The sequence below is a fragment of the Alkalimonas amylolytica genome (assembly GCF_900107845.1).
Taxonomy (GTDB): Bacteria; Pseudomonadota; Gammaproteobacteria; order Enterobacterales; family Alteromonadaceae; genus Alkalimonas; species Alkalimonas amylolytica.
The window spans coordinates 1-26784 of record NZ_FNRM01000014.1; the positions used below are offsets into that span (position 1 = coordinate 1).

Annotated in this window: 30 protein-coding genes and 1 pseudogene; 27 read left to right on the forward strand and 4 right to left on the reverse strand. The window is 48.9% G+C overall.

Annotation, left to right across the window (positions count from 1 at the left end; translation table 11 throughout):
- Positions 1 to 246: 246 nt before the first annotated feature.
- From BLW37_RS17580 to BLW37_RS17670, 18 genes and pseudogenes are all read left to right on the forward strand, one after another.
- Positions 247 to 483 (forward strand): DUF1496 domain-containing protein, encoded by a 237-nt coding sequence (locus BLW37_RS17580; protein ID WP_091345257.1) that lies wholly within the window; start codon positions 247 to 249, stop codon positions 481 to 483.
- Positions 484 to 623: 140 nt separating this feature from the next.
- Positions 624 to 932, forward strand: coding sequence for a transposase (locus tag BLW37_RS17585; protein WP_216351835.1), 309 nt, complete (start codon positions 624 to 626; stop codon positions 930 to 932).
- 11 nt (positions 933 to 943) lie between these two features.
- Complete coding sequence (locus BLW37_RS17590; protein ID WP_245785778.1) at positions 944 to 1786, forward strand: IS3 family transposase; 843 nt, start codon at positions 944 to 946, stop codon at positions 1784 to 1786.
- A gap of 95 nt (positions 1787 to 1881) precedes the next feature.
- Positions 1882 to 2163: a hypothetical protein gene (locus BLW37_RS17595; protein WP_091345261.1), complete on the forward strand. Its 282-nt coding sequence runs from the start codon at positions 1882 to 1884 to the stop codon at positions 2161 to 2163.
- A gap of 142 nt (positions 2164 to 2305) precedes the next feature.
- Positions 2306 to 2644, forward strand: a complete 339-nt coding sequence (locus tag BLW37_RS17600; RefSeq protein WP_091345263.1) for a hypothetical protein — start codon at positions 2306 to 2308, stop codon at positions 2642 to 2644.
- An 87-nt stretch (positions 2645 to 2731) separates the two neighbouring features.
- Positions 2732 to 3538: an alpha/beta fold hydrolase gene (locus BLW37_RS17605; protein WP_091345265.1), complete on the forward strand. Its 807-nt coding sequence runs from the start codon at positions 2732 to 2734 to the stop codon at positions 3536 to 3538.
- Positions 3539 to 3683: 145 nt separating this feature from the next.
- Positions 3684 to 3998, forward strand: a complete 315-nt coding sequence (locus tag BLW37_RS17610; RefSeq protein ID WP_091345267.1) for a transposase zinc-binding domain-containing protein — start codon at positions 3684 to 3686, stop codon at positions 3996 to 3998.
- Between the two features lie 15 nt (positions 3999 to 4013).
- A pseudogene (locus BLW37_RS17615) lies at positions 4014 to 4808 on the forward strand (IS91 family transposase); the annotation flags it as partial.
- Between the two features lie 308 nt (positions 4809 to 5116).
- Positions 5117 to 6280: a serine hydrolase domain-containing protein gene (locus tag BLW37_RS17620; protein ID WP_245785779.1), complete on the forward strand. Its 1164-nt coding sequence runs from the start codon at positions 5117 to 5119 to the stop codon at positions 6278 to 6280.
- Positions 6281 to 6399: 119 nt separating this feature from the next.
- The gene (locus BLW37_RS17625) at positions 6400 to 7017 is read left to right on the forward strand and encodes a hypothetical protein (protein ID WP_091345272.1); all 618 of its coding nucleotides are present in this window, start codon (positions 6400 to 6402) and stop codon (positions 7015 to 7017) included.
- Between the two features lie 435 nt (positions 7018 to 7452).
- On the forward strand, positions 7453 to 7746 hold the full coding sequence (locus BLW37_RS17630) for a hypothetical protein (RefSeq protein ID WP_091345274.1): 294 nt from the start codon (positions 7453 to 7455) through the stop codon (positions 7744 to 7746).
- Between the two features lie 597 nt (positions 7747 to 8343).
- Positions 8344 to 8625, forward strand: a complete 282-nt coding sequence (locus BLW37_RS17640) for a hypothetical protein (protein ID WP_245785774.1) — start codon at positions 8344 to 8346, stop codon at positions 8623 to 8625.
- Positions 8626 to 8732: 107 nt separating this feature from the next.
- The gene (locus BLW37_RS17645) at positions 8733 to 8945 is read left to right on the forward strand and encodes a hypothetical protein (RefSeq protein WP_091345277.1); all 213 of its coding nucleotides are present in this window, start codon (positions 8733 to 8735) and stop codon (positions 8943 to 8945) included.
- Positions 8946 to 9151: 206 nt separating this feature from the next.
- Entirely contained in the window at positions 9152 to 9559 is a 408-nt protein-coding gene (locus BLW37_RS17650) for a GFA family protein (protein ID WP_091345279.1), read from the forward strand.
- A 117-nt stretch (positions 9560 to 9676) separates the two neighbouring features.
- Entirely contained in the window at positions 9677 to 9910 is a 234-nt protein-coding gene (locus BLW37_RS17655) for an EVE domain-containing protein (protein ID WP_091345281.1), read from the forward strand.
- Between the two features lie 78 nt (positions 9911 to 9988).
- Entirely contained in the window at positions 9989 to 10174 is a 186-nt protein-coding gene (locus BLW37_RS17660) for a hypothetical protein (RefSeq protein ID WP_091345283.1), read from the forward strand.
- Between the two features lie 186 nt (positions 10175 to 10360).
- Positions 10361 to 10687: a hypothetical protein gene (locus tag BLW37_RS17665; protein WP_091345285.1), complete on the forward strand. Its 327-nt coding sequence runs from the start codon at positions 10361 to 10363 to the stop codon at positions 10685 to 10687.
- Positions 10688 to 10800: 113 nt separating this feature from the next.
- Complete coding sequence (locus BLW37_RS17670) at positions 10801 to 11142, forward strand: gamma-glutamylcyclotransferase family protein (protein WP_091345286.1); 342 nt, start codon at positions 10801 to 10803, stop codon at positions 11140 to 11142.
- A gap of 149 nt (positions 11143 to 11291) precedes the next feature.
- Here the strand turns inward: BLW37_RS17670 and BLW37_RS17675 are convergent, their stop codons facing one another.
- Positions 11292 to 12392, reverse strand: coding sequence for a transglycosylase SLT domain-containing protein (locus BLW37_RS17675; protein WP_091345288.1), 1101 nt, complete (start codon positions 12390 to 12392; stop codon positions 11292 to 11294).
- Between the two features lie 308 nt (positions 12393 to 12700).
- Between BLW37_RS17675 and BLW37_RS17680 the strand changes: the two genes are divergently transcribed.
- Positions 12701 to 12895 carry a glycine zipper domain-containing protein gene (locus BLW37_RS17680; protein WP_091345289.1) on the forward strand — a complete coding sequence of 65 codons (195 nt, stop codon included), beginning with the start codon at positions 12701 to 12703 and terminating at the stop codon, positions 12893 to 12895.
- A 70-nt stretch (positions 12896 to 12965) separates the two neighbouring features.
- Here BLW37_RS17680 and BLW37_RS17685 read toward each other — a convergent pair whose 3' ends face one another.
- Positions 12966 to 13811 carry an EamA family transporter gene (locus BLW37_RS17685; protein ID WP_091345291.1) on the reverse strand — a complete coding sequence of 282 codons (846 nt, stop codon included), beginning with the start codon at positions 13809 to 13811 and terminating at the stop codon, positions 12966 to 12968.
- Between the two features lie 172 nt (positions 13812 to 13983).
- Between BLW37_RS17685 and BLW37_RS17690 the strand changes: the two genes are divergently transcribed.
- Complete coding sequence (locus BLW37_RS17690) at positions 13984 to 14766, forward strand: PhzF family phenazine biosynthesis protein (RefSeq protein WP_091345293.1); 783 nt, start codon at positions 13984 to 13986, stop codon at positions 14764 to 14766.
- Between the two features lie 46 nt (positions 14767 to 14812).
- On the opposite strand, the gene BLW37_RS17695 is transcribed toward BLW37_RS17690, so the two are convergent.
- Complete coding sequence (locus BLW37_RS17695) at positions 14813 to 16966, reverse strand: prolyl oligopeptidase family serine peptidase (RefSeq protein ID WP_091345295.1); 2154 nt, start codon at positions 16964 to 16966, stop codon at positions 14813 to 14815.
- 181 nt (positions 16967 to 17147) lie between these two features.
- On the opposite strand from BLW37_RS17695, the gene BLW37_RS17700 reads away from it, so the two are divergent.
- On the forward strand, positions 17148 to 18464 hold the full coding sequence (locus tag BLW37_RS17700; protein ID WP_425426637.1) for an anti-phage deoxyguanosine triphosphatase: 1317 nt from the start codon (positions 17148 to 17150) through the stop codon (positions 18462 to 18464).
- Positions 18465 to 18498: 34 nt separating this feature from the next.
- Here BLW37_RS17700 and BLW37_RS18975 read toward each other — a convergent pair whose 3' ends face one another.
- Positions 18499 to 21354, reverse strand: coding sequence for a TonB-dependent receptor plug domain-containing protein (locus BLW37_RS18975; protein WP_091345299.1), 2856 nt, complete (start codon positions 21352 to 21354; stop codon positions 18499 to 18501).
- Positions 21355 to 21643: 289 nt separating this feature from the next.
- On the opposite strand from BLW37_RS18975, the gene BLW37_RS17710 reads away from it, so the two are divergent.
- The 6 genes from BLW37_RS17710 (at position 21644) to BLW37_RS17735 (ending at position 26777) form a co-directional block, all read left to right on the forward strand.
- A complete protein-coding gene (locus BLW37_RS17710; protein ID WP_091345301.1) occupies positions 21644 to 22042 on the forward strand; it encodes a hypothetical protein in 399 nt (132 codons plus the stop codon).
- A 120-nt stretch (positions 22043 to 22162) separates the two neighbouring features.
- On the forward strand, positions 22163 to 22954 hold the full coding sequence (locus BLW37_RS17715; RefSeq protein WP_171907675.1) for an ABC transporter ATP-binding protein: 792 nt from the start codon (positions 22163 to 22165) through the stop codon (positions 22952 to 22954).
- Positions 22947 to 23936: a FecCD family ABC transporter permease gene (locus BLW37_RS17720; RefSeq protein WP_091345363.1), complete on the forward strand. Its 990-nt coding sequence runs from the start codon at positions 22947 to 22949 to the stop codon at positions 23934 to 23936. The genes BLW37_RS17715 and BLW37_RS17720 overlap by 8 nt, the downstream gene beginning before the upstream one ends.
- A gap of 3 nt (positions 23937 to 23939) precedes the next feature.
- Positions 23940 to 24542: a cob(I)yrinic acid a,c-diamide adenosyltransferase gene (gene cobO, locus BLW37_RS17725; protein ID WP_091345305.1), complete on the forward strand. Its 603-nt coding sequence runs from the start codon at positions 23940 to 23942 to the stop codon at positions 24540 to 24542.
- The gene (locus BLW37_RS17730) at positions 24542 to 25369 is read left to right on the forward strand and encodes a cobalamin-binding protein (RefSeq protein ID WP_091345307.1); all 828 of its coding nucleotides are present in this window, start codon (positions 24542 to 24544) and stop codon (positions 25367 to 25369) included. Before cobO ends, BLW37_RS17730 begins: the two co-directional genes overlap by 1 nt.
- A 115-nt stretch (positions 25370 to 25484) precedes the next feature.
- Positions 25485 to 26777, forward strand: a complete 1293-nt coding sequence (locus tag BLW37_RS17735; protein ID WP_091345309.1) for a cyanophycinase — start codon at positions 25485 to 25487, stop codon at positions 26775 to 26777.
- The last annotated feature ends 7 nt before the right edge of the window (positions 26778 to 26784 follow it).

Genomic DNA, 26784 nt, shown 5'->3' on the forward strand with positions numbered 1-26784 from the left:
CAGAAGATGCCAAAGCAGCACTTAAAGATGCATTGAAGACGTTAAATGAGCTTAGCCCTGAACAAAAAGCACAGCTTGAGGCTTTGTTTACTTAGTATGTATTCGAGTTCAGATGCGCTAACAATCGCCATCAAAAACGCGCCCGTTGGGCGCTCGACTCGCAACGAGTTGCTCGCGTTTGTGGCGGGCGTTATAACTTCATCAGGCATTAGTTTAAACATCAAACATAAGTAAGGAGATAGAATAATGAAAGGATTATTATTTGGCATTGTATCAGTACTTGTAGTAACAAGCGTTAACGCAGAGACTGCAACTGAAGTTACTGAAAAAAAGCCAGTTGATCATACCAAGTTTTGTTATTACGCAGACGTTGAATATTCTGCAGGAGCTATCATGAAGCAGGCTGATAGCGTTATGCAGTGTGTCAAAAAAGAAGGTAGTAAAGACTTAGTCTGGAAGAAACATGAGCGCAATCAGTTATAACAAGCCGCGGCATTCGGGGTCTTCGGCCCCTGCGACGCTCACACGTTCGCGCGCATGCGCGGAGCGTTAGCCGGCCGAGTTACCCATGATCAGTAGACACCTTCTATAGTTAGGTATGGTACCTGACACTGAGGTGCAAGATGGCCAGACATAAAACCCAAGCGTACTCCGAAGAGTTTCGCCGAGAAGCCGTAAGACTGTCTGATTTACCCGATAAAACAGCAACGTCTGTTGCCCAGGAACTGGGCATACATCCCAATCAGATTTACAACTGGCGAGCGCAGTTTAACCGCTTGTCAGATAAGCAGTTTAACAGTCTGAACGGGGTGGATTATTCCAAGGATGAAAGCGAAAAAGTCCGACAGTTGAAACGCGAGCTGGATACGCTGAAAAAGGAAAATGAATTTCTAAAGAAGGCAGCTGCGTACTTTGCCAAGCAGCAAGAGTAAAGTACGCCCTGATCAGCGAGTATGTAGGGCAGTATACGGTCCGGCTGATGTGCCGGGTGTTGGAGGTATCCGCCTCCGGTTTTTACCGCTGGCGAGGCCGTAAACCCAGCCAAAGCAGTCTAAAGCACGAGAAGTTAGAGCAGCAGGTGCTGGATAGCTTTGCCTGCTACAAAGCGCGCTATGGTGCGCCACGATTGGTCAAAGAGCTGAATGCTTTAGGGGTGAAATGCTGCCAGAATACAGTGGCAACAATCCTTAAAGCCAGAGGTATACGGGCACGTAACGGCAAAGCGTTTCGCTACAGCCCACGCACCGAAGCGATGACAAATGTGGCGGATAATCTGCTTAGAAGACGATTTGAAGCCAAGAAACCTAACCAGCGCTGGACCACAGATATCACCTACATCTGGCTAAAAGACCGATGGTTATATCTGGCAACAGTAATGGATTTATACTCCAGAGCGATAGTAGGTTGGTCGCTGGATACAAGCATGACTGAGCGGTTGATAACGCAGGCTTTGAAGATGGCCTTGGCCCGAAGGCAGCCGAAACCAGGCTTGATAGTGCATTCAGACCGAGGTGTGCAATACCGCTCGACGGCTTATCAGGATGCATTGATGAATGCGGGTTGTGTACCGAGTATGAGCCGACAAGGAAATTGTTGGGACAATGCAGCGATGGAGGCCTTCTTCAGTCGGCTAAAAGTAGAACTGATTTATGCCGAGAATTACGACTCGATTGAGCGTGCTAAGTCAGGTATCTTCGAGTACATAGAGATATTTTATAACCGTGTCCGTAGGCACTCAGCGATAGGCTATGTCAGCCCGGCTGAGTTTGAGCGCAAATGCGCATAACCGAGTGTCTACTTTTTATGGGTAAGAACAGGCTACTTGATATTGCGAGTTCAACACCCAATTAACTTATCACATTAAATTAACGGGTTAAGAAAATGGATTTCGGTATTCAATTCGGTGGCTTGGAGTATCTTTTACTTTACTCTATTGCCGGTGTGGTCTTTGTTTTATTGTTGTGGGGGTTGGCAAAGCTTGTTCGTTGGGCTAATAGAATGCCTGCTGGCGCTTACCTTATATTGGCGTTATTTCCCTTGATTTCACTATTTCCGATACCGCCAGCGGAAATAAAAAAGTTACAACGTATTAAGCAAGAGCAGGTTAAACGCAAACAAGAATCAGGAGATCCGCCAAGTGATGATGAGCAGACACCGCCCTAACAAAACGCATCACTCGCTCCCGTTGGTCGCTGGGACGTCAACCCGCTGCGCGGTTCGTCGCCCGTGTGCTTTGCGTTATGTTTTCTGAGATTAACCGATGAGTCTAGGAAGATGGGACACAGCAGTTTTTAAAAGCGTATTTATGTCTGCTTTTTTAGTGCTGTTGTATGCAATCTACGAAATTCTCCTTCCACCTGATTTCGATAGTCTTGCTGGGTTCGGTATGTTTGCCATGTTGTTTATTAGCGTGTATTTTTTATTTTCACTTATTGGCTGGCTGTTAATTGGTTTTCCTGTCCACTGGTTAATTTGTAAGTACAGTAGTGGAAGTTACTTTTTCTATATTGCTGCCGCAGTTCTATTTACTGCCCTAATTTATTTGGTTTTTGGGGTGATTGAGGTTGCGGCAATATACGGATTCTTTGCTTTAATTCAGGCTGTGTTGTTCAAATATTATGCTTATAAACAACCACAAACATAACAAACCGCGTCATTCGGGGCCTACGGCCCCTGCGACGCTCACAAGTTCGCGCGCATGCGCGGGGCGTTAGTGTTTTAAGGAGTAATTTTGAAGTTAATCGCGTTTATTGGTATTGCATTATCTTTTACTGTTTCAGCTCAACCGGCACTTATCAATGTCAATGAATTTGAACTTGAGTATGAAGTTGCAGGTAACGGTAAGCATATAGTTCTTTTGGAGGCTGGTGGTAGTGCAGGCATGTCTGACTGGGAGCCAGTTTTTAACCAAATTGCCGAGCATGTCACGGTTATTCGTTATTCTAGAGTTGGAAATGGCAACTCCACAGCGATTAAGAGGCATTTTACATCGCGTGATTATGCAGAATACGCCAGCGAGCTTTTAGTTGCATTAGATGTTAACCAGCCGGTCATTTTAGTTGCTCATTCATATGGTGGCAGCGTTGCGAGAGAGTTCGCCGCAGCTTACCCAAAACAAATAAAAGCACTGTTAATGTTAGACCCGTCCTCCGAACATGATGTTGATATAGTGCGTGCTATTGATTTAGAAAAAGGTAATCGAGAAATTGCTCAGATCAAACTGGATGACATGGCCGATGGTATGTCGAACCAATATCTGGATTTCTGGAGTAAAAGGCCGCTACCTGATTATCCACAAATCAAAGATATGCCCGTAACGGTGATTGCCTCTGTAAGAAAAGTAGATAGCCCGGCCAATTTGTTTTTCACGGATCAGGGCAGACAAATGTGGGGTGAGCTATGGCAGGGGTGGGCTAGTGCTTTCCCACAGGGTAAATCTGTGTTGACTGAAAAAAGTGGTCATTATGTGCAGTTTGATGAACCAGAATTGGTTTTAAATGAGCTTTTAGTACTGATGCAAAAGCTGGACAAACACTAACAAGCAAAGGCAATCGACGCCAAACAGCAGCGCGGTTGCTTTGGGCGTTGGACCTGCCGGGCGGAGCCCGGAGAAGCCCTCCCGTCCTTCATCTTTTTAATTATAGAACTGGATAAATCAACAGTGCTTATCTACGCTTATCTCCATGAGCAGATGGAGCATTCAGCGCCTGCTGCAGGAGCATCTTGATGGCTACCGGCAGCAACACGGCATGACGCTACACCAACATAAGGCAGTGCGAAGCCTGATGCAGTGCCGTACGGCGCGGATGGGCAGCCATGCCCAGTACTGCGAAGCCGGGCACTTGCAGGGCGTGTATTACAACAGTTGCCACCACAGAGCCTGCCCGCAATGCCAGGCGCTAAGCCGTGAGCGTTGGCTTGTTTCCCGAGAGAGTATGTTACTTGATAGCGTGCATCATCACTGGATTTTCACCTTGCCGCATCAACTGAACCCGTGATGGCAATTCAACCGGGGCTGGTTTCAGGATGCGTTATTTGCTTCGGTGAGCACAACGGTGAAGCAGTTGGTGGCAGATCCTGTCTATCTTGGTGCCAAACCAGCCTTCCTGCTGGCTCTACACAGTTGGGGCCGTAAACTGGATCTGCATCCGCACCTGCATTGCCTGATAGCAGGTGGTGGCCTGGATGAGGCTGGTCGCTGGCGTAAGCCCAAGCGAGACCGCTTTCTGCCAGCGCGGGTGATGGCGCAACTGGTACGGGGCAAGTTATTGGCGCGACTTCGGCAGGCCTTGTCCGCAGGGCAACTGCGCTTACCCGACGTCCAGGGTGTGCAACACTGGCAGAACCTTTGCAATCGACTGGGCCGGATGAGCTGGGTGGTGCATTGTTGCAAGCCGTACGAGCATGGACGTGGTGTTGCCAAATACCTTGCACGCTATGTCAGTGGCGGTGCCTTTCGTAACAGCCAGTTGCTGAGTGTGAATGATGGTCGGGTGCGATTTCGTTATCGTGATCACCGGACTCAGCAACGTGAAATCACCAGCTGCGCAGTGGATGAGTTTATCCGCCGCCTGTTGCTGCACCTGCCAGCACCGGGCAAGCCGATGTTGCGTTACTATGGGCTTTACCATGGAAGTAGCCAGGCGTCACTGGATCAGGCGCGGGAGCAGTTGGGGCAGTCGCCGGTTAGCGAGCCAGCTACGTTGGATTGGCTGAGTTTTATTCGGCGTTTTGGTGAGCCAGCGCGCTGTGCTCTGTGTGGATGCGCTCTACAGCCTATAGTTGAGCGTCAAAAAATGACGCACTAACAAGATGGGACAACTCTTGCTCTATGGGCTGGAGGGCACAGGTGTGGGCGTAAAACAGGCCCATGATAGCGATGAAAAGAAAAAATGGTTGCGACAGGGTAATAAAATCGTTTAAATGAACGTAACGAAAAGGCTTGGCAGTTCTGGCGCATCGCTAGTATTCCACAGGGCGGAGTGCGGCAGTCCAACAAGGCGATGAAAAGGCGCTTTCTGGTTTTGTGGTGCATCCTGAAGTAAGGGTGTTTTTTTACGCCGGTGTGGCGCCTATTATCTAAAGCGTTATGCAAAAGGAGTCAGCATTGAGAATTGTGATCGGTCTGCTATCACTAACACTAATTGCTTCGTGTTCTATAGCTAAAAGCAAGATTGATGAGCGCGAAAGTGATCGAATGATTGCAAGCACACCATCAAACGTTGACACCCGCCAGCCTTTCATTGACTGGTATGAAGAAGCTAAGGCTTCTGGTTTTTCTGGTATGGTCCTTGTAGCTAAAGGTCAAGCGAAGTTGTTTGAGCAAGGCATTGGGTATGCCGACAAGGAAGATAAACGGCCTTTTACTGCTGATACTGTTGTCGATATCTTATCTATGACGAAGCAGTTTACTGCAGCAGCCATTCTAAAGCTCGAAGAGCAAGGTGCACTGTCAGTGAATGATACCCTTGAGCAGTTCTTTCATAATGTGCCTGCTGAAAAACAAGGTATTACACTGCATCAACTTTTAACTCATACTGCAGGCTTAAAAGCAAACTACAAAAGCGATTACACACCAGCAACCCGTCAACAGCTTGAGCAGCATGCCCTTAACTCGCGACTTCGTTCAAGGCCTGGTGAAGCCTTTAATTACTCAAACATTGGTTACAGCTTGCTAGCTCTTGTTATTGAGAAATCGAGTAATCAAAGCTATGAGGCTTTTTTGCATGAACATCTATTTTTACCTGCAGGTATGAAGGATACAGGCTATCGAATTCCTTCATGGAGTGAGCAAGACTTCATTGTTGGTTACCAAAGAGACTCTCGTTATCGTCATCATCGATTGCTGGCTGGTGTCGGTTCTGTTTTTGGAATAAGCGACCGGTGGGGAACGCCTGTTGAGCAATCTTGGGCAAAAGATGGACCTTGGTGGTCTCTGCATGGCAACGGTGGCTTACTGTCCACTCTAAATGATCTCCACCTTTGGTACTTGGCTCTTGCAAACAACTCGATTTTGTCTGAAGCTTCAAAAGATAAACTGTATTCGCCGTATGTTGAGGTGACGTCGGGAGTATTTTATGGGTATGGCTGGATGGTTAGGGCGAATCAGGCTGGTACGCGAAGAATAATCAATCATGGTGGCGCCAACGATTTCTTTGATATGGATATATATAATTATATTGATGACGGTGTGGTTTTAATGTACGTGACTAATACTCCATTACAGCAAAGCTTGATGCCTAAATTATCAAATGTTGTTCGCAAAGAATATATTCAATGACAAAACTGGGTGATTTTAAATTTTGTCATCCGGTGTTAGTTTTTAACCATGCAAAGAGAGCATAACAAACCGCGCCATTCGGGGCCTACGGCCCCTGCGACGCTCACAAGTTCGCGCGCATGCGCGGTGCGTTATATTGGTTTAATCAGTCAAGAGTACTTTTCAATATGCTTGAATTTTGCCCAAAAATTTCTGAGGAACTTGAGAAGCCTGATTTTCGGGAATATATGATTGAAACTGCGTGGGATTACTATGAAGTTGCACATCATGGAGTTTCAAACAAAGGATACATACAAGCGAGTTTAAGCTGTCTCGCGATTGAAATTATTTTGAAAAGTTTTAACTCAGAGGTTTCTGGTAACGAAGGAAAAATTAACGAAAATTACAAGCCTAACAAGCATATAAAAAGCTTGGGCGGAAAAAAATCACATGATTTAATTGAGCTTCTAAACCTTGTAGACTCTAAGTACGTGGAGTATTTGTTCAATGAACGTGATATCCAAACTCTAGAAAAGAACAGGAATTTCTTTGTATCTACGAGGTATGGGTATGAAAAAGATGTCCCTTCGGTTTTCTATGACTCGATTTCCAAGTTAGCCGCTGCAACCATCTGCAAGATGGTTTACTTATATAAGAAAATGGGAAGTGACGACCCTTTTATTAATAACTTTGATGTAAATGAAGTATATTTTAACAACGTGCAAAAGGTGTTTTTGTACAGTGAGCAAACAATATAACAAGCAAAGGCAGCCGACGCCAAACAGCAGGCGCAGCTGCTTTGAGCGTTCAGCTGAATGTGGACAGATGGAAAGTAACTGGCTATGAGTAAGTTGCACCACAGTTCCTGCATTTTCCGCCAAATACCTGCAGCTTGTCGCAGTTGGCGCATCGTGAACCGCGACCTCCTCGACCACCATTAGCAGGGAGGCTCATCGTGCAGCCGCATTGAGTACATTCCCTTCCAGTAGGGGTCTTAAAAAAAGTTTGTTTGCCGCATTTTGGACATGTTTTTCCGGCCATCTGAGCAGGTCCTGTATTTGTGTGTGTGTGTGTGTGTCGTAGGCTATAGGCAAGAATTGCGCTTGTCAATGCAGGTGCAGAATAAGCTGAACAAGGCATTGCACCGGACAAGCCGGTGAATGCGGCGTTATGTATTTTAAGGAATAGACGATTTGGCTGTTTATTTAGAATCTTTTTACACAGCATTGAAGGACGGCTTGTCTATATTTTTTGATTTTTTTGCCCCAGTACTGATGGTTGTAGGTTTATTTCTGCTGTTATGGCAATTTGTGCAGTATCAAAAAAGAATTCGTTACTTGGAGATCACATTAGGTGCACTCATTAAGCTTTCTGGTATTGAGTTAAATGACCCCACTTTTGTCCCTCCTGAAGTGCGTAAGGCGCTAGATGAAGGCCATAGATTAAAAGCCTTAGGCTTTATCGAAAAATCACAGGTGCAAATTTAAAAGAAGCAATAGAGGACGTGGATGTATTGCTCAAAAAAACATAACAATACGCATCACTCGCTCCCGTTGGTCGCTGGGATGCCAACCCGCTGTGCGGTCTGTCACCCGTGTGCTTTGCGTTAGGGAATATGGAAGTTAGACCTGTGGTAAAAATTATCCTTGGTATTTGGTGCGCATGTTTAATTGTTGGTGGTGCTACACACATTTTCGATAATGTTTATTTTGGTTTACTGCCATACAAATTTGCGCCGTTATGGCTCAATATTTACTGGTCCGCGTTAGGCGTTTTGGATTTACTAGCTGTTTTTTTACTACTCAAGTATCGGTTGCAAGGGATTTTGCTTACGCTAACAATTATGTTTAGTAATGTCCTAGTTAACTCTATCGCCTATTACTCGCTAGGCGTTATTTCGGATGCTTGGTCATTGCAGCTTCAAACATTGTTTTTCGGGTTTTGTTTAGGGTCAGCATATTTGCTGTGGCGTACGAGTTTTGTTAAGCATGCGTAGTAACATATTCCCTAACAAACGCCTAAAGCATCGCGGCTTTCAGCCGCTGGACTCGCAACAAGTTGCTCGCGTTTGTGGCGGGCGTTAAATGCCTATGATCTACGAGTACGATTTAAAAGAAATCCTTCCAAGGCTTCAAGGCCCGCTGAGGGAAATCCTGGATGCCGAAATCGCAGCAGGCAACAAGATGGTAGAAATATCAAGCAAGTGGCCTATGCCAGAAGTAAATGTGTGGTTTAAAAATCCACTCACAGATAAATATAAAAAGTCATATCCGTCTCTCCAATACAGCTATCTTGGTGACCCCAAGAATTGGCTAGAGGAATACATAGACAAAGATAATGGCGCAATGGTGGCAGCAAAGTGCTAGTCAAACATTTAACAAGGCAAGGCAAAATCGCCCTGCGGGTTGGACGCGCTAACGCGCGCCTTTGCTTGCGGCGTTAGCAGCTTCATTAACAAGGGAACAGTTTCACAATGAAAAAAGACGTTAAATTTTCTGTATATTTCTGGGTTTTCGTGGCTATTTTATTTTTGGCGTATTTTCTCTTTTGGAGTCATGATTATCTATATCTAGCTGGTAGTATGGGCTTATTGATTGTCGCCTTAGGTAGATTTAGAGATAACAACTTCTTGTTCTGGTCAGGAGCAGCAATTTTTACGGCATCAATTATTTTGCAGTTCTTATAATAAAGAATGAGATTTAATGAGCTTGCTTATATTGTAATTAGATGGCTTTTTTAATTTAATTACGGTGTTGTTGCTCAACATTACATGGCGGCAAGCTGCGCAAATTTGGTGTGGGCTGCTAACAAGTTACAGCACGCGGAAAAATTACTCACTGGGCTCGCAATTTTCCGGTGAGCAAGGCGTTATGTGCTCGCAAGGAACAAAGTATGGCATTAAATTTGAAAGAAGTTGATGGCGTTCCAATCAAAGCTAAACATAAAGCCACCTGTCACTGTGGTTCTGTTGAGTTTGAGCTTGATTTGCCTGATGGTTTGGTTGAATTACGGCGCTGTGATTGTTCGCTTTGCCGGAGGCGTGGAGCAATAGCGGCTTCAATTCCTTTATCAGGTATAAAAATTCTAAAAGGTGAGAGCTTTTTAAAGCTTTATCAGTTCAATACAAAGACAGCTAAGCATTATTTTTGTAGTAACTGTGGTATTTATACTCACCATCAACGCAGGTCAAATCCAACACAGTATGGCTTTAATGTTGCTTGCCTTGAGGGAGTTAACCCATTGAAAATACCAAATGTACCGACTAACGATGGTGTAAACCATCCGGCAGATCGCAAATAATGGCAAATAACAAACCGCAGCACTCGCTCCCTGCGCTCCCCGGGACGCCAACCCGCTGTGCGGCTCGTCGCCCATGTGCGGGGCGTTACACATAAGTCGAGTTAAAGGAGACTTATTTTGAATTATTGGATATTTCAGTCTGTTGTAGACAGATACGATCTCCGCGATGATAAAATCGTAGAAATAGGCAAATCTGACACGTGGTATGCCACTCGCTATAAATCAAAAATGAAAGAGGGCGACAGAGTATATTTTTGGCTCGGAGGGTTAGGAAGTGAGCGTGAAACAAGTGAATATACTGTTGTAGGTAACAAGTCCTTCTTGGGCGTGTTATATGAAGCTGTTGAGTAAAACTCTAACAAGCAAAGGCGTCTGACGCCTGCCGCACAGCTACTTTGGGCGTTAGACAAAAAATGGAGTCATCAAGATATGTCAATTGTTCAGAATAAGAAACTTAGCGGTTATACACTTATGTCCGCTGGCGGTATTTTTCTCATCGCCGGGTTTGTGGGTGTTGTCATCGCCCAGGAGTCTGTTTTCTATGGCTTCTTTGGTATTGGAGCTGCGTTTGTCGCGATAGGAGCAGCCATGTTACATAAAGCGAAACTCGAATAGGTTCAAGAGCATCTGTTGTTTGTCTGCTTTTATATCGGACACCTTTTGTCGTATGAGTGTGCAGTGTAGCTACAGTCTAACAAGTTGCTTAATTCCGTTCCGGCCACAAAAAGCATGGTCTCCACGGGACTGCCTAAGCTACGCTGCGGCAGCCCATTAGCAATGCGTTTTGCTTAAAGGTAATCCATGATTAGCGAGCCTGAAAAACCGAAAAATTATCACAGGGACTACGCAGTAATATTCGTGCTGACACTGCTTATTTGTGTAGTTCTCATTTACTTTGAAGTTCTATACAAAACCTTAATCATTCCTGTTGCCTTTGTTAATATGGCTCCGTTGTATTGGTTTCGTGATTACCATAAGGCACAAAGAGCATACTTAGACCAAAAAAACGAAGCTAAAAATACGGAACAGTTCGAAAACCAAAGCGATGTAAATCAAAATATTGCAAATTACGTTGCAACACAGCGTCTAAAAAGGGCGAATAAAAAATGGTGGCAGTTTTGGGTTTAGCTGCGCATAACAATCGCCATCAAAAGCGCGCCCATTGGGCGCTCGACTCGCAACAAGTTGCTCGCGTGTGGTGGGCGTTACGCGCTTAAGTGCGTTCAAAGATTGGAGTAACAATGCCACTATTATTTTCATACGGAACATTACAGCAAGAGGAAGTACAGATCGCCAATTTCGGTCGTGCATTAACGGGCAACAAAGACACGTTAGAGTGCTACGTGGTCGGTGAAATCGAAATTACTGATGAGCGCGTCATCCGGGAGAGCGGTAAGGCCATTCATCCAATTTTGCGCTTTACTGGTAACTCTATGGATGCAGTGGACGGTACCGTCTTCGAAATCACTGATTTAGAGCTTGCAAAGGCGGATGACTATGAAGTTGAAGATTATGTGCGTGTTGCGGCTAACCTAAAGTCTGGAGCAGAGTGTTGGATCTATGCAGCGGGAAGTAACGCATAACAAATTGCTTAATTTCGTTCCGCAAGGGTGTTCCAAATTCTGTGCCAGCCGAATCAGAGGTCGGTATGAGCGGCCGCGGATTACAGCATCCAAACTGCCAGTTTTCTACTTGGCTATAAGAGCGAACCAATACGTTTAATAGCAGCACCTTAATGACTCTGTTTGGACTCCAGTAGCTGTAGTGCAATCCGAATATCGGCAGTGTAATAGAGTGAGGCGAAGCCAAGGCGATTGCGGCCAAGGTTATGGAACACCATGCCAAAGGCAATATCGCCGGCACTAAAGTCGTGGTGGTGTTCGGCAAAATAGGCTGCGGGCTTGCTGAGCTCTTCATCTATCAGCAGTGATCGTACACGGCCAGGACCGCCATGATAAGCCTGGATCAGTAACAGCCGATAAATGTGTTCCTGCTTCTCATCAGGCAGATGTGAAAAGCGCGTCAGAAACACCGGCCGGAGCATGCGGTGATTTCGTTCAAACAACCAAAGTGCGCAATCTACCTGAGCAATACGGTGCAGTTGTCTATTGTGCGGTATTCCGCAATCTTTCAATGCCTGCGGTGTTAGCTGCAGGATGCCTCTGGCATTGGCTTTCGAGTGAGCTTCGCGCACACCACCACTTTCAATAATCAACATGCCAGCTAAATCCGCTAGTAGGTCGTCTGGCAGGCTGATGCGCTTCTGCTGAGCCCTGCGGGCATAGACTAGACGCAGAGCGTCATGCAGGGATGCTTGATGTTTAGGACTACCGACTGAGATGCCGTCCCAGTTGCCAGACAGACGTCCGTCCGGGTGCTCCCCTAAATAGCGCGCTATAGCCAGCGGCAGATCAACGGAGGGTTGATGACAGCGAATGGCAAAAGGGTAGCCAAGGGTCTGGCTGTTGCCTTCCACCCAGGCATGAACCCGCCCTTGTTGTGCCATGCCCTGACGGGTTTGATTCAGTAATAACTGGGTTTGCATTGAGTCTGCTGCGTCTTCAATAAACTCCAGGAAGTTACCGCGCATATCAAACAGGAGATGACGATTGCGCTCAGTGCAGTGACCCGACCGGGTCAGGATCCAGCGCCTGACGTTCATCACATTCTCATAGACACCCTGGCTTTCGGCATAGGGCTTGCTGCGCACTACATCGGTCCAGTTTTGGTAAGGGAGAACCGGTTCTTGCGGCTGAACGCTCAGGGGCAACAAAGATCCAAACAGAGCCGTGACTGCAAGGGGCCAATATTTGCTGTATAGCGTGGAACCCATATCTGCTCCGGGTTTCTATGGCTGATGAAGCGGTTGTCAACGGACATTGAAGACAAGGGCTGAACAAGGCCTTAACATACAAATACACTAAATCCTTTTACGTGCCTTTACCAGAGCTGCTGTTAAATAATGTTTCGGCCGCTGGTTCGTTGTAAGGGTGACGCCAGGCAGCCACGAGTATGTGATCACTTTCACCCCAAAGAAAAGTCCCATGTGGCCTCGTTGGTTGAGTTCACAACAAGTTGAGTGCTACTCTGAGGCATGAAATTATACGGGTTGAATGTTGTTTGCTTTGAGGGAGGAAACGCATGCGTGGATGGCAAAAAAACGAGGCTGTGAAAAAGCCCATGGCCTTTGGCTTGGGGATTGGGCTGGCAATTGGTTCGGGGGTTGGTTTGGCCATTGGCAATTTAGCGGTTGGTATCGGTGTCGGAATAGCTATCGGTATAGCTTTTGGTCGCTCTCAGAAGAAAAAAATCGACAAAAAAGATGCTGACAAATGACTCATTTGCCAAGGTTTAGCTCCGCAAAAAAGCAGACTGTGTTAGTGAGGGACTGTGATCTATCGTAAGGCTACTTCCTGCTTACCAACCAGAGCGCAAACAGCATTATACTGGCTCCCACCAAAAGGCGCAGCAAATCGGTATCCCGGTTCCAGAGCACGAGATTGACTAAGAGGCCTGCCGGGATCAGGGCGTTGTTCATGGTGGCTAATTGGCCACTGTTGACCTTGGTTGCACCCAGGTTCCACAGGTAATAGCCAAGGCCTGATGCCACCACCCCCAGCCAGAGCAAGATGCCCCATTGCAGCTCTGTGGTAGGGTACTGAGGGGCACCGAGCAGCAGCCAGGCCGGCAGGGCTATCAACAGGGCACCGACATAAAACCAACCAAAAATGGCATGTTGCGCTGGTTGTGTTGCAGCAGGCCAGTGCGCCAGCCGGTACTTGTACAGCACCTGGCCGCTGGCAAAGCAGAGGTTGGCTCCTTGCACTACCAAAAAGCCCAACCAGAAGTCTTCATTCAGGCTGTTCCAGCGCATCACGGCGGCACCCGCTATGGCCAGCAATGCACTGAATAAATAGCGGCGGTGAAAGCGGCCCTCCAGCAGATCATGCAACAGGGTGATGTACACCGGGGTGAAAATGGTGAAAATCAGCACTTCAGGTACCGACAACAGCAAGAACGACTGATAGTAGAACAAATACATTAGCCCGAGCTGTATGGCACCTATGCCCATCAGTTGAGCGGCAATTTTTGGGGCGACTTTATGCCGCAGCAACCAGGGCAAAAACACCACCGCGGCTAGCACGACCCGGCTTAGCACGGCAAAATAAGCATCGACCTGACCGGCCAGGTAAACGCCAATCAGCGAAAAAGAAAAAGCCCAGAGTAGGGTAATGGCCCATAAGTACAGCATGCAGGTGTTCCGGTATCCTGATTGTTCACGGCCGCTAGCATGCCGTAAAGCCAGTCGTAGATCCACTGCAAACGCAGTTAAACTGCCTTTGCCGGCATGCTGGCGATCCGAGCTTGCGCTGTTGCGTCAGGCTTCGTATGGTAGCCTCACTCAACACAAATCAGGACATCAGATGCAACCACAATTTATCGTCGATGCTTTTGCAGCCGGACTTTTTACAGGTAATCCGGCTGCTGTCTGTCCACTCGAATACTGGGCGGACGATGTTTTGCTGCAACAGATAGCAGCAGAAAATAACTTATCGGAAACCGCCTTCTTTGTGCCCGTAGCCGATGGCTATCAGCTGCGATGGTTTACCCCGCTGGCAGAAGTGGATTTATGCGGCCATGCCACCTTAGCCAGTGCCCATGTGCTATTTGCCCACCTTGGCTATACAAATGAACAGATATTATTTCACACCCGAAGTGGTGAGCTGAGAGTGCAAAAGGATGGTGACTGGTTGCGGATGGATTTTCCATCCAGCATGCCACAAATAAGCGATGAGCCACCCCTTCTGGCAGAGGCGCTTGGGGCTACGCCCGAACAGGTGCTGGTTGCTGAAGATTATCTGGTCGTGTATCCGGATGCGACTGCTATTTCAGCCCTGACTCCAGATTTTGCTTTATTAGCCCGTCTGGAAAAACGGGGTGTGATCGTGACAGCACCAGGCACCGATGGTGTGGATTTTGTCAGCCGTTTTTTTGTGCCAAAGCTTGGCGTGAACGAGGATCCGGTGACCGGCTCAGCCCATTGTCAACTAGCACCGTACTGGGCTGAACGATTACAAAAACAGCAATTGTTAGCAAGGCAGCTCTCTAAGCGGGGTGGTGAAGTGCGCTGTGCGCTGCAAGGGCAGCGGGTACAGTTATCCGGTCAGGCACGGACGTATTTGCAGGGGCAGCTGCTGCTGACCTAAAAAAACGGCGCCTTCAGGCGCCATTTTCTTGTAGCTGGGTCAGCTGTTACTGCCTGGGCAGTTCGTCATAGCCCATGTTGTACAGAATAAAAGAGAACACATCGGCCGCCTGATCAATGATCATCGATACCGGCATACCTGCACCGTGGCCTGCTCTTACGTCTATGCGGATAAGTTGCGGATGCTTGCCACCATCTTTGGCTTGCAGTTCTGCCACGTATTTGAACGAGTGTGCTGGCACTACCCGATCATCGTGATCGGCGGTGGTTACCATGGTTGCCGGATGATTCACGCCTTCACGTACATTGTGTACCGGCGAGTAGCCAAGCAGGTACTCGAACATTTCCTTACTCTGATCAGCGGTGCCGTAATCGTAGGCCCAGCCAGCACCAGCGGTGAAGGTGTGGTAACGCAGCATATCCAGTACCCCAACAGCCGGGATGGCGACCTGGAACAGCTCAGGGCGCTGGGTAGAGGCTGCCGCGACCAGCAAGCCACCGTTGGAGCCACCACGAATGGCCAGCTTTTCTGCACTGGTGTAGTTGCTGTCAATCAGGTACTCAGCGGCAGCTATGAAGTCATCAAATACATTTTGACGGTTCATCTGACGGCCGGCATCGTGCCAATCTTTGCCGTACTCACCACCACCACGGATGTTGGCTACGGCATAAATGCCGCCCATATCCATCCATACCGCATTGGAGACGCTGAACGATGGTGTCAGGCTGACATTAAAGCCTCCGTAACCATACAAAATGGTCGGGTTGCTGCCATCACGCTTGATATCATTGCGGTAGCTGATGATCATCGGAATGCGAGTACCATCTTTGGAGGTATAGAACACTTGCTCCGAGGTGTAGTTGGCCGGATCAAAACCGGTTTCCGGCCGGTTGTACAACTCGGTTTCACCACTGTGCGGATCCAGTTGATAAATACTGCCCGGGCTGATGTAGTTGGTAAAACTAAAATACAGGGTGTCGGCATCGGTTTTACCACCAAAACCACCGGCACTGCCTACCCCTGGCAAATCGATTTGGCGAACCAGTTTGCCGTTGTAATCAAATTGCTTCACCTTCGCCACTGCATCGACAATGTAATTGGCAAAAATATAACCGGCACCGGTACTGGCACGCAGCACATGCTCCGTTTGAGGGATCAGCTCCTGCCAGTGTTCTGGCTGTGGTTTGGCGGCATTGGCCACAACCACCCGACGATTGGGTGCATCGCGGTTGGTGACCAGAAACAGTTGATCCTCTTTGGATGTCAGGAAGTTGACATCGTTTGCGGTGGTATCCACGATGGTGGTAAAACCGGCATCCGGCTTGGTTAGATCTTTGATAAACAGTTTATTGCCTGAGGTTGATACCGCGGCTGAGACCAACAGGTAACGGTCGTCCTCAGTGACGGTGGCGCCGACATAGCGGTGCTGCTCACCGTCTGCAGCGCCGAAAATCACCTGGTCTTCCGATTGCGGTGTGCCGAGCTTGTGGTAATACAGCTTGTGCTGATCGGTCATGGCCGATAGCTCGCTGCCATCCGGCTTGTCGTAACTGGAGTAATAGAAGCCTTCATTGCCGAACCAACTGATGCCACTGAACTTGATATCGACCAGCACATCACCGATTTGTTCGCCGGTTTTGGTATCAATGACAATGATTTTGCGCCAGTCGCTGCCACCTTCGGAGATGGCGTAGGCTGCCAGGCTACCATCGCGTGAGAAGCGAATGGTCGCCATCGAGGTGGTGCCATCGGCACTGAAGGTGTTGGGGTCGAGAAACACTTCCGGTTCGCCGCCATCTTTTTGCCGGTACAGCACAAACTGGTTTTGCAAGCCATCGTTGCGGTAAAAATAGGTGTAATCACCTTCTTTAAAAGGAGCACCCAGCCGCTCGAAATTCCAGGAGTCCTGCAAGCGTTGCCGGATAGTGCTGCGATAGGGGATCTGCTCCAAATACGAGAAGGTCAGTTCATTTTGAGCTTTGACCCAGGCTTCGGTTTCGCTGCTGCGATCATCTTCCAGCCAGCGGTACGGGTCGGCAATTTGCCGGCCAAAATAGTTATCAACCACAGTGCCACGAGCTGTGTCTGGGTAGGTAAGGTTGTGGCTGCGCGCTTGCTGATGGTGTTCCGTCGAGACGGATTGGCCACCACCGCAAGCAGTTAACAGTGCGGCAGTAAGCAGAGGGACGGCATACTTCATAAAATGGTGGACTCCAATTGTGGTTGTTTGTTAGCAAGGTTAACAAATTAACTGCATAAAGCCTATCATCGCAAGCGGTAGCTGGCCGCATAAATCCGGCTGATGGTAGCTTTCCGTTGCAATAGCGGCAGTTGCCAAAGTTGGTTGCCTGTGTCAGGCTGGAAATGGCTTAAAAAACAGGATGGACGACATTATGTGGACAGCCAGGCGAAGTCAGCCGGATGGCAATGAGCTCAGTCAATTTCACTCCGGTGCCAGTGACAGCGCAGCGCAGCGTGATCGAGCCCGTATTATTCATTGCGAGTCTTTTCGACGTTTGCAAGCAAAAACCCAGGTGCTCGGCGTGGGCGAGCACGATTTTTACCGAACCCGCCTAACGCACTCGCTGGAAGTGGCACAAATAGGTTCCGGTATTTGTGAACAGCTGCGTGAACGTTATGCTGCCAACACGGATTATCTTAAGTGGCTGCCCAGTATGAGCCAGATTGAAGCAATTTGTCTGGCGCACGATATTGGTCATCCACCTTTTGGCCATGGCGGTGAAGTCGCACTGAATTATTACATGCAGTCGCAGGGGGGCTTTGAAGGCAATGGTCAGACATTGCGTATTATGGCGCATCTAGGTGAGTACTCACCGCACCATGGGCTGGATCTAACCCGGCGAACCATGCTGGGCGTACTTAAATACCCGGTGTTGCACCGGGAAGTCGCTAACTATCCGATAGAGTTGGCGGAAACGACCAGTAATATTGACAGCTATAAACCACCCAAGTGCATCCATGATGAGGATGAAGCTGTGCTGGCATGGATCCTATCTGGTTTGCCTGACGAAGATATCCAGTTATTTCGTAGCACGCAGCAACAGGGAGATAAACGCAAAGCTGCTTTTAAAGGCTTTGATACCGCCATTATGGAGTTGGCTGATGATATCTCCTATGGCGTGCATGACTTAGAAGATGTGCTGGCGCTTCGGTTGGTGACTGAGCGTGCCTGGCAGGACGATGTGCTTAGCAAACTCAGTGGCGATGATGTGATTTCCCGCGCGTTGGATTTCTACAACCGTAAGCTGTTCTCAGAGTCGAGCACCGAACGTAAACATGCCATCAGTAAGTTAATCCGTTATTTTTTGCCAGAAATAACCATTGCAGCGCAGCAACGGTTTGCCACACCTTTGCTGGACTTGCAGGTGCAACTATCAGCAGAAGCGCAAACCACATTGCAGATTCTAAAAGACTTTGTTTACAAGCATGTGATCCGCCGGCCAGAAGTGCAGACTCTGGAGTACAAAGGGCAGCAGTTAGTACTGAAACTCTTTGCGGTGCTCAGGGATAATCCGGAACGCTTATTGCCCCCTGCGGTGCTAAAGCGCTACCAGCAGTCTGAATACAAAGAGCGGGTGATTTGTGATTACGTATCCGGTATGACCGACAGTTATGCGATTAAGTTGTACCACAAAGTGTTTAGCCCGGATATGGGCTCGGTGTTTGACCGGCTTTAAAAAGGGGGCCTATGGCCCCCTGGGTTGATAAAGCTTAGAACTGCAGACGGGTTTGCAAGTACCAGAAGCGGCTGCCTGGCATCTCGTAGTTCGATGGATCATAGCCATTTAAGGTGCAAGACAGACAAATTGGTGGCTCTTTGCTGAAGAGGTTATTTAAACCAACAACGATTTGCACGCCATTCAGCATGGCGTCGGTTTGCCAGCTTAACTGCACATCATGATACACCACTGAGCCCAGACGGTTTTGGCCGGTTTCAGGGGTATTCTGACAGATAGCAAAGCTGGCGGCACTGCCGCAGCTTTCTGTCAGCTCACTGAGATAACGCATGGTCCAGCTGGCTTGCACACTGTCGTTGCCAAAAGCAAGGTTCAGATTGCTGCTAAAGCGTGGGATACCGCTGTTGTTCACTTCTACGCCAACGGTTCTTGGCTGGCGTTCATTGTTGGCATCAAACACCCGGTGATAATTCATCATGGTGGTGCGCCAGTTGACACTGAGTTGACCAATGTCGGTGGCCGGCTGTAACCAACTGATATCAAAGTCAACGCCGGAGGTATCGATGCGACCGATATTGGTCAGTGCATTGCTGAAGTTATCGATGGCCCCCAGAGCGTTGCGCTGGATACCACCACAGAAATCATCACTCAATGTTTGTACGCACAGGTTGAGCTGGGTTTGAGCATCCAGTGCCTGAATAGCACCTTTTAACTTATGTTGATACCAACTGACACTAAAATCCATCCGCTCGGACCAACTGGTTTGGCTGGCAAACTCAGGGCTGTAAACAAAACCGAGGTTATGACTGGTCGATGTTTCGGGTTCCAGCTCCCGATTGCCGCCGGTGATCACACCAATTTGTGGGTTGGGTTGCACATAGCTGGCTGGTACACCGAGGGCGCTACAGTTGGCTTGCGTGCTGGCATCACTGGGTTCGGAGCAGGGATCATTTAATACCGCATCAAAACCACTGGCGGAGCCAAATAGCTCACCAATATTAGGAGCACGGAAGCCCTCAGCCCAACTGCCTCGCAGCAACAACTCGCGGGAAACTTGCCAGCGCAAGCCGGCTTTGCTGGTGATCTCACTACCAAACGTGGAGTAATCTGAGAAGCGGCTGGCCACACTCAAATCCAGTTGTTCTGCCAGCGCGACATCGCGTAGCAGCGGAATGCTGAACTCTGCATAGACTTCATTCACATCGTAGCTGCCTGCTGTCGGCGAGGACACTACACCGTTGTATTCACCAGCGACGGTCAGACCATCGGGGCGATAGCTGCCACGGTATTTACGGTACTCCCAGCCAGTGGCAAAGGCCAGCTCACCGGCTGGCAAAGAGAGCAGATCGCCAGTCAGGTTGGCAGAGAACAGATTCAGCGTGTTTTCGCTGTTATCCCTGACAACGGGCTGGATATAAGCCAGCATTTCAGGCGTCAGGCTGTTAGCACCAAACAGGTTCAGCGGCACACAGCCAGCTTCCGCCTGACAGGTGGCTAAAGGGCCTAAGCCCGTTGCCAGTCGTCTGGCGTTGTAGCTGCCAAAGTTCAGTTGCTCGGCGCGGTTTGTGCTGTATGCGGCATTCATGTCCCAATTAAACCAGCGATCGCCATGGCTAAAGTTGCCGCTAAATCCACTGGCAATATAAAAAGTGTCCACCGTTTGTTCAAAGCGGCGTGGGCCACCTTCTAATGGTCGGTAAGCCAGCATCAGTAAGTTAGGGTTATCTCCACCGGCAACCAAGTCAAAGCCAAAAGGGTTATAAGGATTGTCGGCTGCAATGGTCAGATTATCGGCCCAGAAATTGGTCGGAACGGCAGTACCAATAAAGAATGGCTCGGCTGCAGCCTGGTTGGTGCTTTTACGCTGGTTGTACAATCCCCGCAGATACCACTGAGTGCTGTCGGTTAAGCGGTATTGTTGTTGGGCAAATAAGGATGCGCGCTTATTGGGGGTTTGTAGCAGGTTGTAGTTGGCGTAATTAAAGCGCCTGTCGTTGCTGAAACAACGAAAGTCATCACTGCGTTCGCAGCCAGTGAGTGCCGGGTTGTAGACTGGGTTGCTAGCATTTGGAAACAAGGTTTGCTGTTGGCCAGTATTCGGATCGATAAAATTGATAAGACCTGCCGGAATGGCGGCACTGCCAAGAGCGCTGCCGGTGCCGGGAACTGGCAGACTCGACTGCTCGCGGCTATTGGAGGCCACGGTTTTTTGATCATAATAGCTGGCAGAAATAAAGAAGCTGTGACGGTCCGACTCGCCACCAAAGCTCAGCTCAACCTGACTTTGATCACCATCGCCTTTGGTAAATTGACCATAGCGGGCATTTAAGGTTGCTCCGGTCTGTGCTTGTTTGGTAATGATATTGACCACTCCGGCAATGGCATCAGAACCATAAATCGAGGAGGCACCATCTTCCAGCACTTCAATGCGCTCTACGATGGCCATTGGAATGGTATTCAAATCCACGACACCACCGACACCGGAAGCAGAGCTTTCATTGACCCAGCGTAGTCCATCCACCAATACCAGTACCCGTTGGGTACCCAGGTGCCTTAAATCAACGGTGGTGGCTCCAGCGCCAACGCCACCACCATCGGGTGGAAAGCCAAAGTTACCGCTGGAGTTAAAGCGGGTATTCAAGGCTGAGCCGGATGCGGTGATGGACTGCAGCAAGTCACCGATAGAGCTCATACCGGAACGATCAATGTAATCACGATCCAGTACTTGGACTGGATTTTGCCCTTCGAGCTCAGATTGCCGGATGCGGCTACCGGTTACCTGAATACGCTCAACATCAGCAGCCTGAACGCTTTCCTGGGCCAGAACACTGCTTGGTATAGCGGCTAAAGCCGCTAATGCCATAAAGACACCACTGTACTTATAACGCATGATTCCTCCGAATTGTTATCGTTGTTTGTTGTTATAAATTTAATGAATAAATTAATGTCACTAAAAATAGCGCATCAAGGAAAATAATAGTGAAAGGTAAGAATAAGGCAATAAAGTGGCGGCAACATTGTTAAATGTACTGTATTGAAAAATTTACGATATTTTGCCTTGGGATGATCTAAATCACGGCTTGAGTTATAAAAAATATGGTTATTTAGCCGGCAACATTGAAAAAGTGCGGATTTCTGTTTAGATTGAATCTACAGCAATAAGCAAGGGATGACGTACGATGAAAAGATGGTTGATAGCGATGGTGTTCGGAGCAATGGCTGCAGCAAGCTGGCAGGTCGAAGCCTCGACGAAGGATTACCGGTTGCTTACAGTAGCAGGGTACCTTAATTTTTATTTGCTGAATTTAAATGCTTGTCAGGATTTCCACCCAGCCGTACGGCAATCGGCTTATCAGGCTGAAGCACAGCTTTACCCCTGGTTGGAAAAACTACAAACCCGAATCGAGGCATCGAATGATTTTGATTCAGCCATGTTGTCGGGTATCGTGATGCGTCGACGTGCCATGCTCAATGAACAGATTGAAGACAATGATTTCACTGTCGATCATTGCCAGGCTATTGTGCAAATTCTAAGCACTGAAGGCTTGGATGAAACGCTGTTGTCTGTATTGAATTAATGAACCGCGTTTTTTATAACAAAACCAGCTTCGGCTGGTTTTTTCGTTTCTGAAAACGACACCCTGTTTCAACTGTTTTCTGTTACAATCCGTCAACTTAACTCAATCATGGATCCTACTGTGGCGGCAGTGTTGCAATTGCACAATGTATCCTTGCAGCTGGGGCAGCGTACCGTGCTCGAACAGGTGAGCTGCAGCGTTACAACAGGCAGAACGCTTGGTATTGTTGGACCCAATGGTGCCGGCAAGAGCTCCTTATTGCGGTTATTGTATGGTGAGATCCAGGCGAGCCAAGGTCAGGTGCTGTTTCATAACAAAGTGATCAACACCTATCGCCGGGCCGAGCTGGCACGTCAGATGGCGGTGGTGATGCAAAGCCCTGTGCCGGTGTTTAACTTAACCACTGAGCAAATGGTGATGCTCGGGCTGGTGCCCCACAAGCGTTGGTTTGATCCAACCACCAGTCAGGATCATCATCAGTTGCAACTGGCGTTGGAAAAGACCGGTCTACTGGCGCTTCGAAGCAAAAAGCTAGCTGAGCTGTCAGGTGGTGAGCTACAACGAGCTTTTATTGCCCGGGCACTGGTGCAAAACGCCAAGGTGCTGCTACTGGACGAGCCCACCAATCATTTGGATGTGCATTACCAGCACCAAATTCTGCAATTGATAAGACAGCTCAATTTGACCATTGTCTGCTGTCTGCATGATTTGAACCTGGCGGCCAGTTATTGCGACGATATTCTGTTGCTGGATCAGGGCAGGGTACAAGCCTTTGGCCCTGCTGAGCAGGTGTTAACACCGAAGCGATTAACGCGGGTATTTCAGCAGCCTTGCTTGCTGTTAGCACACGACGAGTTAGCTCGACCGGTTATTCACTTTTACCCGAAGCTGCGGGGAGATGGCCATGACTAAGCAAAGCCCCTGGCGCTGGTTGCTGGCGTTGATGCTGCTGATCATAACCCTGTTAATGAGCATTCGTCTGGGCAGTGCTGCTATTTCCTATGGCCAACTTTGGCAGCTGCTGAGCGGGACTGCAGCGGACCCAACTTTTGACGCAATTGTATGGCAAATTCGCTTGCCACGCATTGCTATGGCATTTTTTGCCGGAGCCGGGCTGGCGATCTGTGGCGCTTTGCTGCAAAACATGAGTCGCAACCCGCTGGCCGACCCCTATTTATTTGGACTGACTGCCGGGGCAGGCCTTGGTGCCAGTTTAGCCATGATTGTTTTTCCCGAGCAGCAACTGCCGCTTGCGTTGTCGGCTTTTGCTGGCGCCAGTCTGGCGGTATTTTTAGTGGTACTGGTGTGTATTCGTCATGGCTGGCAGCAGCTGCAGGTGATGCTTCTGGCTGGGGTGGCGGTGTCCTTTATGCTAAGTGCCATCAGTAGTTTTATTTTGTACTTCGCGGAGCCTTTTGCAGCGAACCGGGTGATTTTTTGGCTGATGGGTAGCTTAAGCCGCAGCGATTGGCAGGGCGTGGCCATCGTCGCCCCAGCCGTGCTGGCTTTGCTACTGCTGGCGTTGGCGTTTCGTCGCCAGTTGGATGCCATGCTGTTGCATGACGAAAGTGCCCGTACGCTTGGGGTATCTGTAGACCGGATCCGTTTGCTGTTTTTGCTTTGTACTTCGGCAGTGACGGCTTTTATCGTGGCACAGTGTGGTGGTATCGCCTTTGTTGGCTTGATGATCCCGCACCTGGTTCGCCAATGGTTTGGCGTAACCATGCTACCTTTGTTGCTAGGATCGGCCTTGGTCGGAGGCATTTTTCTAATCTGGGTGGATAATTTCGCCCGTAGTTTGCTGATGCAACAGGAAATTCCGCTCGGTGTGATTACTTCGATGCTCGGCAGTGTGTTTTTTCTGCTGTTACTTAGACGACAACAACCTGGATAAATCATGACGGAAGATTACAAGGCAAAGCGCCATCAACAACGCCAGCAGCAATTAAAAGAACAAGTCGATCAGGCGGTAGCCAAAGCAACCGACGATAAAGGTTTGTTGTTGGTGCTGACCGGCAATGGCAAAGGCAAGTCCACCGCTGGTTTTGGCACCGTTACCCGCGCAGTCGGCCATGGTTACAAAGCTGCGGTAGTGCAGTTTATCAAAGGGGACTGGGCCTGTGGTGAACGTAATTTGTTGCAGCAACATGGGGTACCCTTTGTGGTGATGGCTACCGGCTTTACTTGGGATACGCAGGATAAAGCCGCAGATATGGCAGCTGCACAAAGTGTTTGGCAGCAAGCGAAGGCATTTTTGGCCGATGAGCGTATCGACTTGGTGTTACTGGATGAATTGACCTATATGCTCAGTTATCATTATCTGGATCTGGACGACGTGCTGGCCTCCATTCGCCAGCGTCCCGCAGGCCAGCATGTGGTGGTAACAGGCCGCAACTGCCATCGGCGCTTGCTGGATATGGCCGATACGGTCAGTGATATCCAGGTGGTCAAGCATGCATTTGATGCCGGCATTCGAGCGCAGCAGGGCGTAGATTGGTGATGCGGCTCTTATTGGTCTTACTGACCATCGGTCTGGCAACACCTGTCCTGGCCAAGCCAGAGCGGATTATCGCACTGGCGCCACATATTACCGAGCTGCTGTTTGATATTGGTGCAGGTGAGCAACTGGTGGCAGTGAGTGATTTCAGTGATTACCCTGAAGCGGCCAAAGCTCTGCCCAGTGTCGCCAATTATGCGCACATCCAATTGGAAGCCGTACTGGCACTTAAGCCTGATCTGGTGATTGCCTGGCGTACCGGCAATCCGCAGGCTGATCTGCTGCGCTTACAACAACTGGGTGTCACGGTGGTGTATTCTGATCCTTTGCAGCTGGAGGACGTTGCGAAAGAGCTTCGACAATTGGGAGCTTTAACCGGCCATCTGCAGCAAGCAGAAGCACTGGCCCAGCGTTATGAGAAAGAGCTGGCTGCACTTCGTAGTCGTTATCAGCAGCAAGCGCCAGTGCGGGTGTTTTTTGCCATGTCGCAGCAGCCACTGTCAACCATTGCGAATAAAGCCTGGCCCCAGCAGATGCTGGATCTCTGTGGCGCGGACAACCCTTTTGCCGTTAATCGCAATGATTATCCGCAGCTTGGGCCTGAACAGTTGCTACTGGCCAATCCAGAGTTAATCATTCAGCCAACCACAGGAGCTCGACCTATAGCCACTGGACAATGGCAGCAGTTTTCCAGCTTGGAAGCTGTACAAAAACAGCAGTTTCTGACGGTAGACGCTGATTTGATGTACCGCTTTAGTCGACGCAGCCTGGTTGGTGCGAAAGCACTTTGCAAGGGTATTGATCAGATCCGCACAAAAAGAGCACCGTGATTTTTCTGCAAGTGCACCGTTTTTTTTGCTAAGATTTTGACTGGCTAAAGGCCGATACCCACTAATAAAAGCAACAGGGTAGCTAAATCATAAAGATAACAATGGAGCAAAAAACGTGAAGTATTCAATCCTGATACTGGCTGCCTGCCTGGCAGTGGCCGGATGTTCTAAAAAAGATCCAGAGCCTCGAAGCAACGAAAAAGGCGCCCTGGTGATGGTTGGTGGCTCGCTTAGCACCTCAAATGCCGCTGTTTACCAGCGTTTTATTGAGCTGGCCGGCGGGCCTATTCAGGCCCGGATAGCGGTGATCCCTGCTGCCAGTGGTCAGCCAGTGCGTTATTTTGAGCAATTTCGTGACGACATGGTGCATTATGGCCTGACCAAAGATCAGGTCACCTTGCTGCCGATTGCTGTCAACAATGATCGCAGTACGCCGGATGTGGATGAAAGTGAATGGGCACTCGGTGGCCATGATGAGCAGTTGGCCCAATCATTAGCGCAATACACCGCCGTCTGGTTTTTAGGTGGCGATCAAACCAACATTACCCGCACCTTATTGCCGGATAATAAGCCGACCCCGGTCTTAACGGCGGTGAGGGATTTGTATCAGCGAGGTGGCGTGGTGGCCGGCACCAGTGCCGGTGCTGCTATGATGAGCGAAGTGATGATTGCCGGTGGTGACTCCTGGCATGCTCTAACAGCACCACCACGTGACCGGTACGACGGCATGCAGGATCAGGAAGTTGGCCCTTTGATCGTGCGTCAGGGGCTTGGTTTTTTCAAAGATGGCATCATTGATCAGCACTTTGACCGTAAATCGCGCTTCGGCCGCTTGTTGGTAGCGGTACAGCAACACAAAGAACAATTCCCGGTAGGCTATGGTATTGATGAAGATGCCGCTTTGGTGTACTACCCACAGCGACAGGAAATTGAAGCCTTGGGCTATGGTGGGGTTACCATTATCGATGTGCGGGAAGCCCGCAAAATAAACAACCCTCATGGCTATCATATCAAGGATGTCCGTATCAGCTTTATTCAGGGGGGTGATCGCTACCATGTAACAGAACATCGCTTCACGCCGCACCCGGCTAAATCAGCCACCATTGGCCAGGAGTATCTGAACATTGCGGAACCTGTGGTTGTTTCCGGTGTGTTTAGCCGCAACAGCCGATTGAAAGATCTGATTGGTTTTGACCTGGTGGATAACAAAGGGGCAAGCGAAGTAGTCAGTTACTTTCATCAGGGCGAAGGTTTAGGCTTTACCCTGCGCTTTCGTCAGGATGAGAAGACCCAGGGCTACTGGCAGTATCTGGATGGCATGAAAGACAACAGCAGCGCTGCTTTTGTTGTGCTTGATGTAGTGCCAAGCCGTTTCAGCATCACAGAGCTTGGCCCGGAAAGCCGGTAAAGCGTGG